This window comes from Chitinophaga sancti (assembly GCF_034087045.1).
GTDB lineage: Bacteria > Bacteroidota > Bacteroidia > Chitinophagales > Chitinophagaceae > Chitinophaga > Chitinophaga sancti_B.
In genome coordinates, this window is sequence record NZ_CP139247.1 from 2,340,339 (window position 1) to 2,358,815 (window position 18,477).

Genomic DNA, 18,477 nt, shown 5'->3' on the forward strand with positions numbered 1-18,477 from the left:
GTTGCAATAGAATGTGCAATGAATTTTTATACTAGAAAATGGGTAAAACCGGAGGATTTAAATGCTCACGGTTCTTTGTTCGGCGGTAGTTTATTATCCTGGATCGATGAAGAGGCCGCCATATACGCCATCATCCAGTTAGGTACTAACCGTTGTGTGACTAAGTACATGTCTGAGATCAATTTCATCAGCTCCGCCAAGCAGGGGGATATACTGGAATTAGGTATCAAGGCTGTTCACTTTGGTCACACCTCTCTGACCCTTACCTGCGAAGCCCGCAACAAAATTACCAAGAAGAGCATACTGACCATCGATAAGATGGTATTTGTGAGTGTAGATGAAAATGGTAAACCACTGGCACACGGCAAGACAGAGATTACCTATACCGACGAGCGCCTGCGCGAATAATACCCGCGTACTTTACAATTTCATAATCGTTACTAACTTGTAGAAGATCATCCTTTTACAGGATGAAAAGTCTGCTGACTTTACTCTTCAGACAGAAAAGAAGGTGAATCATCCCACCCTGAAGCATCGCATACTAAATGCTGAAAATACTTCTTCATAAGTGTATTGAATCTTCTCATGCTTATCTGCCATTGCAATGGCATACAGCATGGGAATATAATGATCTGTGGTAGGTACTGCTTTCAGGGCGATCTTCCCCAGGTTATTATAGTAAAACAAACTACCGAAATCCCGCTCGTCAATTCGCTTTTTCACCCATTCATCGAACTCAATCGCCCATGAATAAGGTTTTGCTTTGAAAAACCCCTTTTCAAGGTTATGCACAATGTTGCCACTCCCAATGATCAGTACCCCTTTTTCCCGCAGCGGTTTCAGGTACTGCGCCAGTTTCCAGTGGTAATCCAGTCGCTGAGCCATGGGAATACTTAGCTCCATCACCGGTACATCCATCTCTGGTGCCATGTGTCGCAATACTGAAAATGCACCGTGGTCCATATCCGTACTTTCGTCTACGGTTACCTGTGGCACCTTATCTTTAAAGGCGGTGGCGCCGTATACGCTGTAATAAGGGCAATTGAAATGTCCGGGTACTTTCAGGTAAGATTCTTCGGCGGTGAGATAATGTGCCGAAATGACCATGATGGCAGTGGGTTTGCGGGGTAATTCTTTCCCCATTTTTGCGAGGGCCTGCGTAAAAGGATTATCCCGGAAAGCATTTTCCGGATCGCCATGTCCTACAAAAAATACAGGCATTTTCTCCGTTGGCTGGAACATACCTGGCAGGTTCAGCGCCTTTTCTATTTGTGAAGAGTAAGGCAAAAATGGCAGCAATGCTGCCATTTTGATAAATGATTTCCGATGCACTGTTCTATTATAATTTCGTCTGTTTGAGCTTTACAGGATGAGCGCTCTTTGCACGCATTTTCAGATTTAATAACTCGATAAATACGGAGAACGCCATCGCAAAGTAAATATACCCCTTTGGAATGTGCTGATCAAATGCTTCTGCCAGTAATGACACTCCGATTAGCAACAGGAAGGACAGCGCCAGCATTTTCACAGTGGGATGTTTGTTCACAAATTTACTGATCCCTTCTGATGCCAGCAGCATAATACCGACTGCAATGATCACGGCCGCGATCATAATTTCAATATGATCGGCCATGCCCACAGCGGTGATCACAGAATCCAGGGAGAAGACAATATCCAGTAGTAAGATCTGGATGATCGTCTGTGAAAAGCTGGCTACTTTAGGTGTGGCAGTGGCATGCTCATTGCCTTCGAGTTTTTCATGAATTTCGGAGGTGCTTTTGTAAATCAAAAAGAGACCACCAATGAGCAGGATGAGATCCCTACCAGAGATCTCCGCCATTTCCAGCCATTTAGGATTCTGAATGCCGATCCAGTTACCCGGGTTGAAGAGCGGGTTAGTCAGTGACATGATCCAGCTGATAGACATCAATAGGCCAATCCGGATAAACATGGCCAGGGTCAAACCCAGCCTCCGGGCCTTTTTTTGTTGTACTTCCGGCAGCTTGCCGGCAAGGATAGAAATAAATACAATGTTGTCAATACCCAAAACAATTTCAAGTACGCTCAGGGTTAACAGGCTGATAAGAGAATCAACTGTAAATAGACTTTCCATGACAATAGGTTTAATTTAGTTCGCAGGGGCAAGATAGGTCAGAAAAAAATCAGTTTGCAGAAGGCTTATGGATTTTTTTGGCAATCTCTTCACTGCACCCGATTCTCCATCAAAAAGAATTATTTTAGTATTGTAACCCGTTGTTAACTTATGAGTATAAAAGTAATCGCATTCGATGCAGACGATACTCTCTGGGTCAATGAACCCTATTTCCGTGAAACAGAGAACGAGTTCTGCCAACTAATGGAAGCCTACCTGCCCCAGCACACTGTAGCCAGGGAGCTGTTGCACACAGAAATCAAAAATCTCACCCTTTATGGGTATGGTATCAAAGGATTCATGCTTTCCATGATTGAGACAGCTCTTACTGTAAGCAATAATACCATCGACATCACTGCTGTTGACAAGATCATCACCTATGGCAAGGCATTATTGGCACGCCCTATCGTAGTACTGGATGGTGTGGAAGAAGTATTGCAATCACTAAAGGTTGATTATCGGCTGGTAGTAGCTACCAAGGGAGACCTGCTGGACCAGGAACGGAAACTGAAAAACTCCGGCCTGGATCATTACTTCCACCATGTAGAAGTAATGTCCGAAAAGCAACCGAAGGACTATAAGAAGTTATTGAAACACCTGGACATCCAGCCGGAACAATTCCTGATGATAGGCAATAGTCTGAAGTCGGATGTACTGCCGGTACTGGATTTAGGTGGTCATGCTATCCATATTCCTTTTCACACTACCTGGGCGCATGAACATATAGATGTGCATATAGACAGCCCTAACTTCAGGCAGGTGGAACAGATACTGGATATATTGCCAATGTTTATTTCACCGCCCAGCGAAATTTCCTGATACCGATTCCGGCAAATATTGCCACATAGATCAGGCAGAAGGCCAGCGCCTGGGTACTAGTCGTATCCCAGTGTCCTGGTTGCATGCCTGTACTGATGATTGACTTCACTGTTCCATAAGGCGACCAGATGGACACCGTTTTAAATTTATCGCCCAGGGTACCCAGTTCTCCCAGCATACCTACCATGATAAACACAAAGTAGATCATCCTGGTGGCGCCATTCACTGTCTCAGGATTGGTGATAAGCCCCGTGATCAGTTGGCCGAGACTCAGGTAAACGGCCCCACCTATCAAAACGGTAAAGAAGGTGATCACATAACCCTGAGTAGAAATCGTGATGCCATCAAGATAATATCCACTCACGAAAATGAGGATCGTTAACACAAAGATCATCATGAGCTGCACCATCAACTTGCTGGCCATAATCAATGCTGGGTTAAAAGGGGCAACCCGTAGTCGCTGGAACACGCCTTTGTCCCTGTCGCGGGTTATGGTGGCTGAGTAGCCCATGAGGCCAATGGAGATCAAACCTAAAGTGAGGCAGGTACTTAATACAAAGTAAGGGCCGATTTTGGCAATTGCATTTTTCCAGCTGAAAAGGATAAATACAGGGATCAGCAGGACCATGAAAACTGCCCTGCGGTTACGCCATTGAATAAGGAGGTCTGCTTTGAATAAAGCTTTGAAAGCATTAGTAGAAGAAGGTAGCATATAAAAGAATATTTTATTTCAATTAAAAGCCGGCCGCAGGCCATGCCCCTAAAAGGTGTTGCTGAAGCAGAGTTATAGTCAAACCCTTTTGGAATATTTCTAAAATCTAACCGCCCGTCCGGTCAGGGTAATAAATACATCTTCGAGTGTAATCTTCCCTTTCCTTGACACACTCACCACTTCCGGATCATCCCTATATTTCTCAATCAACCCCTCTGGCGTATCAATCGTCAACACCCTTCCATGATCAATAATCGCCAACCTATCACACACCGCTTCCGCCTCCTCCATACTATGCGTAGTCAACACCACCCCATTCCCGTTTTCCCTGATAGCCTCAATCTTCTCCCACAGGTTTCTCCTCGATTGTGGATCCAACCCCGTAGTAGGTTCATCCAGCAACACCAGTTTAGGATTGTGAATAGTAGTAATAAGCAAGCTGACCCTTTGTTGCTGTCCACCTGACAATTCAGACATTTTCTTATGGGGAGGTATTTCTCCCAGCTTTTCCAACTGTGGTTCCACCCCATATAATCCTGCATACAAATTAACTATCTCCGCCACCGTCAGCTCCGGTTGAAAACTGGTGCTTTGCAGTTGTACTCCCATATTAGCTTTTGCAAGCAGCGGCTGCTGTCGTATATCGTAACCGGCTATATGGACCTGCCCGGATTGTGGGCGAAGTAAACCTTCAATAGCGCTGAGTGTACTGGTTTTCCCGGCCCCATTCGGGCCGAGCAGCCCAAAGATTTCTCCTGCCTTTACATCGAACGAAACATCCTGTACGGCGTGCAGGGAACCATACCTGACATTAAGCCCGGATACGGTGAGGATACTGTTTTCCATGAGAGTGAATTATTAAACAAATTTGCTATTCTTCCGGTAAAAGCACAATAGAAGAGAGGGTAATACTGCTAATATTGCCGGTGAAAATGGGTATAACTTCGGTAAACATTATATTTTTACCGCTTATTTTTCTACCTTACCCTCTCACGTTATTATCATACTCAAGTCTCAACGAATGAAAATCAATTTCCTCGCGGGTTGTACCCTTGCTGTATTATCCATACTCCCGGCAAGGGCCCACATCTCTCCACACGCGGCCTCCTATCAGCCCCCCGTGTACAGCACCCTACCTCTTGGTAGCATCAAGCCTGCCGGTTGGCTCCGCCACCAGCTCCTCATCATGCGGGACGGCTCCACTGGCCACCTGGACGAATACTATGCTAAACTAAAAAACGACAACGGCTGGCTCGGCGGCAAAGGCGACGGCTGGGAAGAAACTCCCTACTGGCTTGACGGCGCCCTCCCTCTCGCTTACCTCCTCGATGATAAAGCATTAAAAGAAAAAGTGCTCCGCTACGTCAACTGGACCCTCGACCACCAGCGCCCCAGTGGCTACTTCGGCCCCCTCACAGGTGTTGAAAGAGAAAAACACACCAGCGTAGAAGTTGCCAACGCAACCGACGGCGATGACTGGTGGCCCAAAATGGTCATGCTTAAAGTATTGCAACAATACTACTCCGCCACCGGCGATCAGCGTTTCATCACCTTCATGACTAAATACTTTCGGTACCAGCAGAAAGCCCTCGACATTGCCCCCATCGGCAAATGGACCGACTGGGCAGCTTCCAGAGGTGCGGATAATGTAATGATGGCCCAATGGCTCTACAGCATTACCAAAGATCCCTCCCTCTTACTACTGGCAGACAAGATCGAACAGCAATCTTTTCCCTGGACCCGCTGGATGGGTGGCCATGAATGGGTGATCAGCACCACCACTTATGCCCACATGGGCAACTGGATGAACCGTCACGGTGTGAACGTAGCCATGGCCCTGAAATCGCCCGCTATCAGCTATCAGCGTACCGGTGATCCGCAGGATTTACAGGCACTACGCACCGGCTGGCATGACCTCATGACCGTTCATGGTCTGCCCATGGGCATCTTCAGCGGCGATGAAGATCTGAATGGTAATGAACCTACCCAGGGTATTGAGCTCTGTGCTATCGTAGAAGCCATGTACTCAATGGAAAACATCATCTCCATCACCGGCGACGTCCACTACATGGATGCATTGGAAAAAATGGCCTTCAACGCCCTGCCTACGCAGACAACGGATGACTATAACAACAAACAATATTTTCAGGTAGCCAATCAGGTACAGATCAGCAAAGGCGTATTCGATTTCTCCCTGCCTTTCAGCAGAGAAATGTGTAACGTACTCGGTCCCAGAAGCGGCTATACCTGTTGCCTGGCAAATATGCATCAGGGCTGGACAAAGTTCACTGCTCAACTCTGGTACAGCACACCAGACAAAGGCATTGCCGCCCTGTCTTATGCACCAAATGACCTGACCACCAAAGTTGGCACAGCGCAAACAGAAGTGACCATTCACGAAGCCACTACCTATCCTTTCAATGATGAAATCAGCTTCACGCTCTCATTGAAAAAAGCAGCCAGCTTCCCATTACAGTTACGCATACCTGCATGGTGTAAAGAAGCTAACATTCTCCTGAATGGACAGCCACTCCGCAAGGACACCGGCAACCAGGTAATCACCATCAACCGTAGCTGGAAAAACAACGACAAACTGGTATTGCAATTACCAATGGATATTACAACTACAGTATGGGGCCGTCATTCCCGCGCCATAGAAAGAGGTCCGCTGGTATACGCCCTGAAACTGAATGAAAGATGGGAGAAAGCGACGGACGAAGTAGAAGGCGAATACTTCAGTGTATATGCTACGGACAAATGGAACTATGCGCTGATCAGGGACAATGTGGATAAACCTGCTGCTCATTTTAAAGCAGCTGTGGTAAAACAGGTAGACGACCAGTTCGTATGGAACCTGGCACATGCCCCTGTCACCATCACCGTACCTGCCAAATCCATCCCTTCCTGGAAAGAACTGAATGGCGTGGCCTTTCAGCCACCTACCGACAGGGAAGGTATTTACAAAGGAAAAGTAGATAATACAGTACAGGATATCACGCTTGTGCCTTATGGTTGTACCAAAGTGCGCATCGTAGCTTTCCCTGTAGTACCATAAATCACAAAAAAAACAGAAACCTTGCAACGTCTTTTATTTTGCCTGCTATGTTGCCTGCCCGGTTTCCTGTATGCACAGGTCAACTGGTCAGGTAGCTGGATCACGAATACCACAGATACCACTATCACGAAAGCACCTTTTTTCAGGAAAGTCTTTCACACGGGTAAGCCATTGCAAAGTGCAGTAGCTTATGTATCCGGTGTAGGGTATCATGTGTTGTATGTAAACGGAAAACCTGTCACCGATGCAGTGCTGGAACAGGGCTATACCCGCTATGACAAAAGATTGCTGTACAACACCTACGACATTACCTCCCTGTTGGCTAATGGCGACAACGTCGTAGCAGCAGAACTGGGAAATGGCTGGTACAATGTACAATCCCATGCAGTATGGGAATTTCACAAAGCACCGTGGCGCAATACACCCCGCATGCTCATCAACATCCTGTTCACCTACAAAGATGGTAGTAAAGAAACCATCGTTACGGATCGCAGCTGGAAGTGCACCACCGGACCTAGCCAGTACAACAACCTGTACACCGGCGAAATCTACGATGCCCGTGCAGAACTACCTGGCTGGAACAAGCTGGGATACAATGATGCCAGCTGGCAGACCGCCCTTGAAACCCATTCTCCCGGTGGTGTACTGGTACCACAGGAAATGCCTTCTATTAAGATCATCAGGCGTATCAAACCTGTAAGTGTAAAGCAGGTAGATAAGGATGAATATCTTTTTGATATGGGCCAGAATTTTGCTGGCGTTGTGACCTTAAAAGTAAAAGGTACAGCAGGTACAAAAGTGACCCTATCTTACAGAGAAGTATTGAAAGATGGGAAAATAGACCTTGCTCATAACACAGAACACATGCGTAGCTGGCCGGGTGAACTGCCTTTCCAGACGGATGTGTATATCTTAAAAGGGAACGGAGGTATCGAAACTTTCACACCGCAATTCACCTATCATGGCTTTCAGTATGTATCAGTAAAAACTGATGCGAAACTTGATAAGAACTCTATCGAAGGCTTATTCTACAGCACAGATTTTGAAGAAGCCGGTCATTTCACCAGCTCTGATCCTATGATCAATAAGCTGTACGAAGCAGCCCGTCAATCTTACAGAAGCAATTTCCTCAGTATTCCTACCGACTGTCCACAGCGGGAAAAAAACGGCTGGACAGCAGATGCGCATATCTCCGCAGAAATCGGTCTGTGGAATTACAAATCCGCACCGGGTTACCGCAAGTGGCTGAATGACATCCGGGATGCGCAGACACCGGATGGGTCTATTCCGGGTATTGTTCCTTCCAATGGCTGGGGCTATGACCGCAAGGACTTTACCTTTGGTCCTGCATGGGGTAGTGCACTGCCCATCATCACCTGGTATTTATACCTCTATGAAGGTGACACCGCTGCGGTACGAGAGAACTACGATGCGATCAAAAAATACACCGACCTGCTCACCAGCGAAGCGCAGAACCATATCTTCAAAATGGGCCTGGGCGACTGGATGTCATTGGTAGAAACACCCGTGCCATTTACATCTACAGCCTGTTATTACACCGACGCGGTGTTAGTGTCTAAAATGGCACGTATATTAGGTAAAGACGAGGATGTGACTGCATATACTGCACTGGCAGAAAAGATCAGTGCTGCTTTCAACAAAGAGTATTATAATGCGCAGACCATGCAGTACAATGTGACCACCGCTACAGCTCTCAGTACCACTGTATACCACGAACTGGTGCCCAAACCTGCGTTGACTAAAACAGTCGATCAACTGGCAAAGAAGATCACAGACAACCATTATCATGCTGATTTCGGCGTATTAGGTACCAAATATGTGCTGCCTTCACTCAGTGATAACGGACATGTAGAACTGGCTATGAAAATGCTGACAGATACAGGTTATGCAGGTTGGGCACACTGGATTGCAAACGGTGCCACTTCCCTGTTTGAAGACTGGCCGGGGGAATTATCACATAATCATATCTTTTTTGGAGACTATTGTGCATGGTTCTACAAAACATTGGCGGGTATCCGTCCGGATGAAACAGCGCCCGGGTTTAAGCATTTCTTTATTCAACCTTCATTTGTGTCTCAGCTCACTTTTGCAAAGGCTGATTATCAATGCCGCTATGGTAAGATTGTCTCTTCCTGGAAGCGGGAGGGAAAACAGGTAATATTGGAAGTGGAAGTACCCGCAAATACAACCGCGACATTAAAATTACAAGGTAAGAAAGATCAACTTTTACAACCGGGGAAACATAAGCTAACTATATAAAAAAAACAGGGCTGACTAAAAAGTAAAATGAAGGCGCTGAGAATTGCGTAAAAGCCATTTCGTCTCCATCACCTACCCGAGGGGGGGGACCCTTTTTAGTCGGCCTCGTTTAATTCGGCTACCTAATGGAGATAGGTAGTCCTTTAAGCACTTCTGAAGAGGTTTATTTATTTTTGATACGCTCTCATTTAAATATATGTGAATAGAAAAACAGATCCGGTTTCTTACCCTCACTGATCGTCACATACCCCTTATTATCCACGCTAATCGTTACCGCTTCTCCTTGTTTTTCACGCACGTATGGCAATAAGGTCGCCGGCCGGGCCATCGTCATTTCGATAGCCTCATTCCCTTTACGCCGCCAGTAATAAATATGTGATTCATCTTTGATAACGATGTGTTCTCCATTCTGCGAGATATCGCCGGCTGTAATCCAGGTGTAGGGTAAGGTCAGTACCTTTTCCAGCGTCACCTGTTGCTGATCTTTAAAATTGAAGTATTGTGCTGGTACCTTATAGAGGCTCACCTGTTTCTCTCTTTTGCTTACAACATACATACATTTTCCAATCGGATCAATCATCAGTGACTCTGCATCTCTGGCACCATCAGGGTACCTGATAAAGAGCACATCTGCATGCACAGATGTTTTATCACCCGGTACGGTCAAAAAATCCGGAAACCTGTAGATCTGCATATCTATGTTCACCGCGTGGTTATTGCCGATATCTCCAACATATACATAGTGTTTGCCGCCGGGACCTATATTGTCTGCAATATCTTCCCAATCCCTGTTCACGGCCCCTTTCAGTTTCACGCTGCTGACCAGCTTCCCCTTGCTATTGAGCAGGTATACTTCATTCTTCCCGCCACTGTCATTGTGTGTCCAGAAGTATCCCGGTAGGGTAGCACTGGCTGCCAGACCTGAGGCCTCGTCTAATTTATCCGATTTTACTTTTCCTAACACCTGGGGTGTTTGTGCCATAACAGGCAGATTAATAAGCAGTAATATCCCTAGCATTCTCATGCTACGATACTACGAATATTTTCTGAGGATCAAACCAGCCCAGTTTGCAAGGCTACTTTTACCAATCCGGTGGTATTTATTGCTCCCGCGTGGTACAGTAGCACGTTCAGCTATGGACTGGAAAAATTATAACAAGGTGAAGGCATACCTGCACCTGAAAGACTAAGAATATAGCTTGCCGGTTTCCTTTTTCCGGTTGTCCTCATTTAATGAGGGTGACAGGATTTTTTTTATATTTTTAGTCCTCTCAAAAAAAAGTAAGATATGCAACTAAACAGGCTGCTACTGGGTATGGCATTATTTGCCTCCCCATTCGCAAGGGGACAGAGTACAACCAGCAATGTCAACTATGTAGATCCCACAATCGGCGGTGTGGGCATCATACTGGAACCCACCCGCCCTACCGTTCACCTGCCTAATAGTATGGTGAGGGTATTTCCCATCCGCAAAGATCAGCTGGATGACCGCATTCATGATTTCCCACTCACCATTGCGTCGCACAGGCAGGAAAGCCTTTTTGGTATGATGCCTATATCAGGCGACGATTATTTTGCACCCAGGGTATGGGACAGGGAGCGTACTACGCCTTACTATTACAGTACTTTCCTCGACGATGCGGACCAGGTAGAATTTACGCCTGCAGCACGTAGCGGATATTTCCGTTTTCACTTTCAGGGAAAGGAGAAGCACTATCTCCGTTTTCAGCCTTTGAATGGTAAAGGCACAATCGAAGCAACCGGCAAACAGGTGATCACCGGTACAGAACAATTCCACGGCATGGCAGCTTACTTTTATGCAGAGCTGAGCACACCGATCGCAGGTGTACAAACTTTAGATAAAGAAGGTCAAAAGATATTGCTGGCAGAAGTGCCGGCAGCAACAGCAGTAAAATATGGTGTTTCTTTTGTGAGCATCGAACAGGCAAAAATTAACCTGCAAAAGGAGATCCCTGACTGGAACTTTGATGCAGTAAAAGATAAGGCATTTAAAGCCTGGGATAAAGTATTAGGCCAGATCAATGTAAAAGGTGGTACGCCTGCACAAAAACGGGTATTCTATACCTCTCTGTACCGTACTTACGAGCGAATGATCAATATCAACGAGTACGGTAAGTATTACAGTGCATACGATCACCAGGTACATACCTCAGATAAGCCCTTTTACGCGGATAACTGGCTATGGGATACCTATATCGCATTAGAACCATTACAGACCCTTTTACACCCTTCTACAGAAGCAGATAAGATCAGTTCTTATATCCAGATGTATGAGCAGAGTGGCTGGATGCCTTCGTTCGCAGTCGTAACCGGCGATATGCCTTGTATGACGGGCAATCATGCCGCCGCGTGGATGGCGGATGCCTGGTTCAAAGGCGTACATAATTTTGATGTAGCCAAGGCATATGAAGGACTAAAAAAGAATGCTTTGGAGGCAACCCTGCTGCCGTGGAGAAATGGCCCGGGTACAGAGCTGGATGCATTTTACAATACACATGGCTATATGCCTGCCCTCAGACCGGGAGAGAAAGAGTGGGTGAGTGAAGTACATGGTTTTGAGCGCAGACAATCTGTGGCCGTGACATTGGAGAATAGCTTTGATGACTGGTGTATCGCTCAACTGGCTATACCGGCAGGTAAAAAAGAAGATGTACCGTTGTTTTTAAAGCGGGCAGCTAACTATAAAAACGTATTCCGGGCAGATAAAGGCTTTATGTGGCCCAAAGATTCCGCCGGCAGCTGGATCGAACCATTTGACCCTAAATTCTCAGGTGGTCAGGGTGGTCGTGATTATTTCACAGAAAACAATGCGTATACCTACAATTGGGATGTAAAGCATGACCTGGCAGGATTATTTGGTCTGATGGGCGGCCGTAAGGCAGCCGAAGCTAACCTGGACCAGCTATTCCGTGAAGGACTGGGCAGAAGCAAGTACCAGTTGTGGTATACCTTCCCGGATGCAACTGGGCTGGTTGGACAGTTTGTGATGGGCAATGAGCCTAGTTTCCACATCCCTTACCTGTACAATTACCTGGGAGCGCCCTGGAAGACACAGAAACGCATCCGCATGCTAATGGATACCTGGTATACAGACAACCTGTTTGGTATTCCGGGAGATGAAGATGGCGGTGGTATGACAGCCTTTGTGGTGTTTTCCATGATGGGATTCTGTCCTGTAACCCCGGGTATTCCTCAGTATAATATTGGTAGTCCGGTATTTACGCAGGTAACGATACAGTTGGAAAATGGTAAGGTATTCACGATCAATGCACCTAAGGGTTCAGGAGAGAACAAGTACATTCAAAGTGCAAAACTGGATGGCAAAGCGCTGAATAAGCCCTGGTTTACGCACCAGGAGGTGTTAAAAGGCGGGGTATTGGAGCTGGATATGGGTGCTGCGCCAAATAAGCAGTGGGGAAGTGAGGAACAGGCATTGCCTCCTTCTTCAATTGATTATAAATCAGGAGAATAGGTGACAATATAGCCATCCTGAAAGGATGGCTATATTGTTTATAGATCTTCCAGAATCAGTTTTCCCAATTCTTTAATAGCATCTTCATTTCTTTTGTAATATGTCCACTGCCCCTGCCTGGTCACGGTCAGCAGTCCTGTTCGCTGTAAGAGCGATAAATACTCAGAGGCAGTGGATTGTGTAACCCCCATTTTAAGCTGGATTTGTCCTACACATACGCCATTTTCGCAGCATCCTTCTGCCGGAAAATTATTTGCCGGGTCCTTCAGCCATTGTAATATCTGAAGCCTTGCCTTGTTGGATAATGCTTTGAATACTTCCACGTGTTCCATACTACAAAGGTATCGGAAAAATGCGATTTTATCATACTGTTGTATCAATTCAGCAGATTGGAAGAACTTTACTATAGATCAGTTAAACCTTAACCCATGTATTTTAGATTAGCTGTAAACCCCGTAGAAAATTTCAGAGTTAAAGACGTTCTCTCTCTACCTTATTTCAAGCATGTTAACCGGTTTGCCAAACCCTATTTGTACAAATCCAACTATGTAAATGTACTCTTACAGGAGCGGAACATAGATGGATTCGCCATGGTACACCTGGTATACTTTATTAAGCAACCCGTATTGGTAGTGGTAGCAGAAGAATCGCCCCGAACTGTTGTTCAGCAGGTAGTAAGCGGACAGATGGAGCTTCTTATTAAAGGTCAGAAACCCATGGTGTTACAACCAGACGGGTATGATATATTACAATTAAATACTGACGAGTATGCTCTCTTGTTGCAGCCTGGCATTTGTGAAGTGCTTCGCTTCGATTTTGAGGAATCGGTTATGAAAACGGTCAGTAAAACAGCCACTGTTAAACAGTGGCTGGATAAACTGAAGGCCGGTAAATCTGCTTTTTACAGTCACCGCCCTATAGATGAGAAGCTCCGTTCTCTGCAGGGTGAAATGCAATATTGTCGTGCATTTACAGAAGAAGAGCAGGAATGGTTCAATGGTAAGTTGGACGAAGTATTTGAAATGGTGACCGAACAGGGGGTGCTGCGATAACCCTTCTTAGAATTTTACATCTCTTCCTTTGATATGTGTAATTTTTCTGTGCGCATAAAGTATGACCTTTGTTTTATCAAACACAAAACAAAGGATATATGAAAACGCTCACAGGGAAAATTATTTTAGTAACAGGTGCATCAAGAGGTATTGGCGCGGCCATAGCGCTGAAACTGGCGGCAGAAGGCGCGACAGTCGTGATCAACTACGCTGGCAATAAAGAGGCGGCAGACAAGACCGTGGCGGCTATACAGGAGCAGGGCGGAACTTCAATGGCCATACAGGCGGATGTAAGTAAATCTGACGAAGTAAAAAGAATGTTCGACACCGTAATAGCACAATATGGAAGAATGGATGTGCTGGTGAATAATGCAGGGATCCTGTTGTATAAATTAATCAAAGATACGACTGACGAAGAATTTGACAGGCAATTTGCTATCAATGTAAAAGGTACTTTCAATACCATGCGCGAAGCTGCTACAAGGCTCGCTGATAATGGGACTATTATCAACTTCTCTTCTACTACTACCCGTTTATTATTGCCTACTTATGGGCCTTATGTAGCTACCAAAGGAGCGGTGGAGCAGATGACACGTGTATTTGCGAAAGAGGTAGGGGCAAGGGGGATTAATGTGAATGTGGTATCTCCTGGTCCTACTAATACAGAGTTGTTTCTGAATGGGAAGACGCCTGAGGCGTTGGAGAGGTTGGCGGCATTGTCAGCGTTTAACAGGATTGGTGAGCCGGAGGATATTGCGAAGGTGGTGGCTTTTTTGGTGAGTGATGATGCGAAGTGGATCAGTGGGCAGAACATAGGAGCAAATGGAGGGATGGCGTAGTTAAAGTGACGGGGTGAAAAATGAAGTAGGGCTCATTTCGGGATCGGCGAGGGGATGGATTCGTTTCTGATTGGGTTGTATTTGTTGAGGAATAGTGGGGGGATGGATTAAAATTCATTAGGGGTTAAATTTTTCACGCATAAGTGGTGGTTAATTTATGCCGCTTTATACCATTCCGGGTCTTCGAGTCTTGGGAGGAAGAAGCCTTTGATACAGTTTGGATTTCGGACGCAGACCTGGATATGGGTTTGGTCGTAGAAGCCGGAGTCTTCGTAGATGGGATTGCCTTCTATGAAGACGCAGCGGACTGTGTCGAAGGGGATTTCTCCCATTTCCATCGTTTCCTTATGTAAGGCCTCAATGACACTATAATCTAATTCCCGTAAAACTTTGTCCTTGGGATTATGAGACCCAGGGGCAGGCCTGTTTTTAGGCAATGGAGTATTTGTCTTACTGAATGTGTCTTTTAAAAAGTGATATGATTCCCTGATTTTATCGATATGCAATTTGTCAGTGAGATCAAGACAATTCCCAAGGCTTAAAGCCGCTCCCAGTACAGCTGGATTTTCTATTTTACTCTTACCAGGTGGATTTTTAGCAAAGTCTATCGCTCTTGCATAATTATTTTGCCAAAAATACATTCCTGATCCAAGCCAGTCATAGCCATTATGGCTGGCTTTCATCCTAATCTGACCCAAAATGATTTGGTCCCTGATGGACTGATCACATCCATGGAAACCCAATAAAAGACCCTGGTCAGATGAATAAATAATACTTGAATTATTCATATGTCTAGTTTAAGATTTTTTGTCTGATACACCATATCTTCTATCTGCTATTTCCCAGTGTTCCTCAGTCATTTGGCTAAAAAGTTTTTCCAACCCTAATTTGTCAATAACTTGCTGCCTGTATTCCGGATCGTTCTTTACCCGTTCCCGTGCCTTTCTCATTATTTCCATATATCTTTCGTGTTCTGCATAACCACCATACATAATTTTACATTTTTAAACGTGAAAAAATAAATGATTTGATCCTTCAATGGATTGATCACCTCCATGGAAACCCAATAAAAGCCCCTGGTCAGATGAATAAATGATACTTGAATTATTCATATGTCTAGTTTAAGATTTTTTGTCTGATACACCATATCTTCTATCTGCTATTTCCCAGTGTTCCTCGGTCATTTGGCTAAAAAGTTCTTCCAATCCTAATTCTTCAATTAATTCTTTCCGATATTCCGGATCGTTCTTTACCCGTTCCCGTGCTTTTCTCAGCATTTCCATATGCCTTTGGTATTCTGCGTATCCACCGTACATAATTTTTAGTTTTTAAACGTGAAAAATTGAATGATTAACCCTTCAAAGATAAATAATTTAAACCCTAAAAACCAAATAAAAACAGCCACTGTATTGGTTTTTATCGTTTCGATCGCCCCATTTTCAAAATAAAAAAGCCCGTCCAAAGACGAGCTTTTAGAAAGCCAAAAGGGTAAAAAGAATAAGGGCTTTTTGTTTCAATTTTAGAGAATGAAGTAACCCGTTATAACGACACCTTCGCTTTACTATTTTTTGAGGTTTAACTATGAATGAATCTCAGGGTATAAACAAACTAGAATGCCAACGCTTTTATATGCTCCACCGCATCCTGTCCTCTCTCTATCGCCGCTATTATCTCAAACACCTTATCACTCCACCCACTTATCAAAAACACATCATTCTCTCCCACACTCACCGGTGTCTTACCTAATCCAGCCAAATCAAACAAATACAACTTCGCATGTGGAACCATGTTTTTATACAGCTGCCACTGTGCTGCCAGTGTATTCTGATCATGCTTATTATTCGTCGTACTATCCCACATCTGGCAATCTGTAAACATCATTACCTTATCCGCTACATGTTTACTCTTTATCAGATCAGCCAATACTTTATAACCATTCGTGCTATAACCCACCTCACCTTCTCTCCTGTAAAACGCATCCACATTTGCCAGTACATTCTTCTTAGGAAGGTCAACCACCTTCCACTTATCTCCAAACATACCCGTCATCACATTTTCGCATTTATACTGTAGCAACATACCTAACAATAATCCAATATCATAGTATTTCACCACACTACGCGCTGATAAGGCTGTCTGCATAGAACCAGATACATCACAGGCAATCACGATACGCGTATCATCATCAAATCCTTTCAGGTGCTGTACCGAAATCTGTATCGCTGTTTCCAGCGCTTCCAGCACATCCTTTGTTCTTTTATGTTTTACCTGTTTCAATTCACGGTAGGCCGACAAAAATCTAAAAGGCAATTGCTTTGAATGCAACACTGCTTTTTCATCAGTCAGATGTGCACAGACCTTTTTAATAATCCTGTCATCCACATCTGCCTGCAATAGATTACGCAGGTTACGCATCATTGCCATATACCCCATCATGTTAGCGTCGATCAATTGTTCCCACGCATAGCGAAAGGCCTTTTGCCTATCGCCAGCGTCGGAATACTTTACCTGACCGGTAGCAGTCAGGGTCGTCTCCCAGGTATAGGGTACCTGCAGTTCATCCTGCGCAATTTTATCGAACAGTAACTGCTGATCATCATCCTTTGGTTTTGGATGAACAATAAACAGGGCATCTTTTAATGTCACTGTCGCTGCGCGGTTATATTTTGCAAATTGATATTCATCAAATTTGTTGAATGCCATCGAGAGCCCCTTTTGTATCTGTTTGCTCAGGCGATGTAACTTTTTAGTCTCCTGTCGTTTATTTGACAGGGCATAGCATGCCAGCAGCTCAGTAATTTCATCTGCGCGCTGTACTACTCTGTTCACCATATTACTCACCAGTGCATTTCCAGTGTGCACCTTTGCCAGCTCTACAGCCAGTGCCAGCGGAATACTACGCAGGTACATTTTTTCACGGGCATATATAGCCAGGCGGGCTACGAACTGAGGATCATTTTGTTTGATCAGCTTACGTATGCGCACCAGCCGGTTTTCACTTCCTTCATAAAACTGGTCATGGAAAGAAGCTGTAACAACAGCACTATACAGTTCCAGCTCTGGTGTAAGGGTGTAAGCCTTTGCACCTTCGTAGTTAACAGTGGAGGATACGTCCTTCTTTGATGTATTGAATCTCATGACGGTTTTATTTTCGTTTGTGATAACAATACAAAGGTTGGACGTAAGTGCGCAGTTTTTTTGCGCACTCAAAAAAAGTTTTATTTTAATTTATAGGCTACAATCGTATTTTTAAAAAAGGTAGGTACATATAATGTTTGTGTCGCTGCATTATACCATATATCAGCAGTATTACTTTTTTGCTCCCGCGTATCCAGCAATACCTGTTTGGAACCGTCTGTCTTTACATAATAGATAATACCCTGCCAGCCACTTATTACAAATTCATTTTCTTTTACCTGTACAATTCCATCTGTACTGCCTTCCAGTCCTTCTGCAATGATGGTCGGGTTTTTCTGCGCATCTATTTGCACCAGCTTACCATTAGTTAATGCATAGAGCATGGACCCAACTGCCAATAACCCATTTGCATTATCCATGTTTTCGAGGTACACAGATGGTTGTCCATCTTCAATTCTGTGAATTTTGTTGGCTCTGGAATCACTTACATACACCACACCTTTGGCATCTATGGTAATGTCGTTCAGCATCTTTGCGCCTTCGATAGGTATCCTGCGTACGATGGTACCGGTTTTGACATCAATTTCGGCTACAGCTGTCAGCTCCGCCACATACAGATGACCTTTATACAATCCCATGCCTTTGTTGGCATTCAAGCCCCTGACCCATTCTTTGGTAATGATCTTACCATCCGGTCCTACCTTACTGATATAGCCGCTGCCTTCCTGTTTAGTACCCATGCTGGAAACGTATAAGAACTGTCCATTGGGTGCCAGCAGGGCAGACTCCGGGGTAGTAAGCAGGGTATCCGTCTGCCATAACTTTTCCAGTGAGTGCTGGGCGAATAATGATACATGCGTAAAGATGATCGCGATTGCAATAAAGGTTGTTTTCATAATTATGTTATTTATTAACGTGGCGTAATTCGTAACAGTGC

At 44.8% G+C, this 18,477-nt stretch carries 19 protein-coding genes; 8 read left to right on the top strand and 11 right to left on the bottom strand.

Annotated features, from left to right (window positions below; genetic code table 11):
• Nucleotides 1-18: 18 nt before the first annotated feature.
• Entirely contained in the window at nt 19-408 is a 390-nt protein-coding gene (locus tag SIO70_RS09885) for an acyl-CoA thioesterase (RefSeq protein ID WP_320580706.1), read from the top strand.
• A 108-nt stretch (nt 409-516) separates the two neighbouring features.
• Here SIO70_RS09885 and SIO70_RS09890 read toward each other — a convergent pair whose 3' ends face one another.
• Both SIO70_RS09890 and SIO70_RS09895 read right to left on the bottom strand, forming a co-directional pair.
• Complete coding sequence (locus tag SIO70_RS09890; RefSeq protein ID WP_320580707.1) at nt 517-1,308, bottom strand: class III extradiol ring-cleavage dioxygenase; 792 nt, start codon at nt 1,306-1,308, stop codon at nt 517-519.
• A gap of 31 nt (nt 1,309-1,339) precedes the next feature.
• Complete coding sequence (locus SIO70_RS09895; protein ID WP_320580708.1) at nt 1,340-2,113, bottom strand: TerC family protein; 774 nt, start codon at nt 2,111-2,113, stop codon at nt 1,340-1,342.
• Between the two features lie 150 nt (nt 2,114-2,263).
• Here SIO70_RS09895 and SIO70_RS09900 point away from each other — a divergent pair, with 150 nt between their 5' ends.
• A complete protein-coding gene (locus SIO70_RS09900; protein WP_320580709.1) occupies nt 2,264-2,971 on the top strand; it encodes an HAD family hydrolase in 708 nt (235 codons plus the stop codon).
• Here SIO70_RS09900 and SIO70_RS09905 read toward each other — a convergent pair.
• A complete protein-coding gene (locus tag SIO70_RS09905; protein WP_320580710.1) occupies nt 2,943-3,683 on the bottom strand; it encodes an ABC transporter permease in 741 nt (246 codons plus the stop codon). The genes SIO70_RS09900 and SIO70_RS09905 overlap by 29 nt on opposite strands.
• Before the next feature lie 99 nt (nt 3,684-3,782).
• Nucleotides 3,783-4,529, bottom strand: coding sequence for an ABC transporter ATP-binding protein (locus SIO70_RS09910; RefSeq protein ID WP_320580711.1), 747 nt, complete (start codon nt 4,527-4,529; stop codon nt 3,783-3,785).
• Nucleotides 4,530-4,704: 175 nt separating this feature from the next.
• Between SIO70_RS09910 and SIO70_RS09915 the strand changes: the two genes are divergently transcribed.
• Together SIO70_RS09915 and SIO70_RS09920 are read left to right on the top strand one after the other, a co-directional pair.
• A complete protein-coding gene (locus SIO70_RS09915) occupies nt 4,705-6,738 on the top strand; it encodes a beta-L-arabinofuranosidase domain-containing protein (RefSeq protein ID WP_320580712.1) in 2,034 nt (677 codons plus the stop codon).
• Between the two features lie 21 nt (nt 6,739-6,759).
• Nucleotides 6,760-9,018, top strand: coding sequence for a glycoside hydrolase family 78 protein (locus SIO70_RS09920; RefSeq protein ID WP_320580713.1), 2,259 nt, complete (start codon nt 6,760-6,762; stop codon nt 9,016-9,018).
• A 184-nt stretch (nt 9,019-9,202) separates the two neighbouring features.
• On the opposite strand, the gene SIO70_RS09925 is transcribed toward SIO70_RS09920, so the two are convergent.
• Nucleotides 9,203-10,000 (bottom strand): hypothetical protein, encoded by a 798-nt coding sequence (locus SIO70_RS09925; protein ID WP_320580714.1) that lies wholly within the window; start codon nt 9,998-10,000, stop codon nt 9,203-9,205.
• Between the two features lie 40 nt (nt 10,001-10,040).
• On the opposite strand from SIO70_RS09925, the gene SIO70_RS09930 reads away from it, so the two are divergent.
• A complete protein-coding gene (locus tag SIO70_RS09930) occupies nt 10,041-10,208 on the top strand; it encodes a hypothetical protein (RefSeq protein ID WP_320580715.1) in 168 nt (55 codons plus the stop codon).
• A 98-nt stretch (nt 10,209-10,306) separates the two neighbouring features.
• On the top strand, nt 10,307-12,511 hold the full coding sequence (locus SIO70_RS09935) for a GH92 family glycosyl hydrolase (RefSeq protein WP_320580716.1): 2,205 nt from the start codon (nt 10,307-10,309) through the stop codon (nt 12,509-12,511).
• Nucleotides 12,512-12,549: 38 nt separating this feature from the next.
• Here the strand turns inward: SIO70_RS09935 and SIO70_RS09940 are convergent, their stop codons facing one another.
• Complete coding sequence (locus SIO70_RS09940; protein ID WP_320580717.1) at nt 12,550-12,843, bottom strand: helix-turn-helix transcriptional regulator; 294 nt, start codon at nt 12,841-12,843, stop codon at nt 12,550-12,552.
• A gap of 96 nt (nt 12,844-12,939) precedes the next feature.
• Here SIO70_RS09940 and SIO70_RS09945 point away from each other — a divergent pair, with 96 nt between their 5' ends.
• Complete coding sequence (locus SIO70_RS09945; RefSeq protein WP_320580718.1) at nt 12,940-13,563, top strand: hypothetical protein; 624 nt, start codon at nt 12,940-12,942, stop codon at nt 13,561-13,563.
• Nucleotides 13,564-13,661: 98 nt separating this feature from the next.
• On the top strand, nt 13,662-14,402 hold the full coding sequence (locus tag SIO70_RS09950; RefSeq protein WP_320580719.1) for an SDR family oxidoreductase: 741 nt from the start codon (nt 13,662-13,664) through the stop codon (nt 14,400-14,402).
• A 155-nt stretch (nt 14,403-14,557) separates the two neighbouring features.
• Here SIO70_RS09950 and SIO70_RS09955 read toward each other — a convergent pair whose 3' ends face one another.
• From SIO70_RS09955 to SIO70_RS09975, 5 genes are all read right to left on the bottom strand, one after another.
• Complete coding sequence (locus SIO70_RS09955) at nt 14,558-15,190, bottom strand: hypothetical protein (RefSeq protein ID WP_320580720.1); 633 nt, start codon at nt 15,188-15,190, stop codon at nt 14,558-14,560.
• 9 nt (nt 15,191-15,199) lie between these two features.
• Nucleotides 15,200-15,394: a hypothetical protein gene (locus tag SIO70_RS09960; RefSeq protein WP_083730230.1), complete on the bottom strand. Its 195-nt coding sequence runs from the start codon at nt 15,392-15,394 to the stop codon at nt 15,200-15,202.
• A 129-nt stretch (nt 15,395-15,523) separates the two neighbouring features.
• Nucleotides 15,524-15,718, bottom strand: a complete 195-nt coding sequence (locus tag SIO70_RS09965; protein ID WP_320580721.1) for a hypothetical protein — start codon at nt 15,716-15,718, stop codon at nt 15,524-15,526.
• A gap of 292 nt (nt 15,719-16,010) precedes the next feature.
• Nucleotides 16,011-17,540, bottom strand: a complete 1,530-nt coding sequence (locus SIO70_RS09970) for a TROVE domain-containing protein (RefSeq protein ID WP_320580722.1) — start codon at nt 17,538-17,540, stop codon at nt 16,011-16,013.
• Between the two features lie 80 nt (nt 17,541-17,620).
• Nucleotides 17,621-18,436, bottom strand: coding sequence for an ATP/GTP-binding protein (locus SIO70_RS09975; RefSeq protein WP_320580723.1), 816 nt, complete (start codon nt 18,434-18,436; stop codon nt 17,621-17,623).
• Between the last annotated feature and the right edge of the window lie 41 nt (nt 18,437-18,477).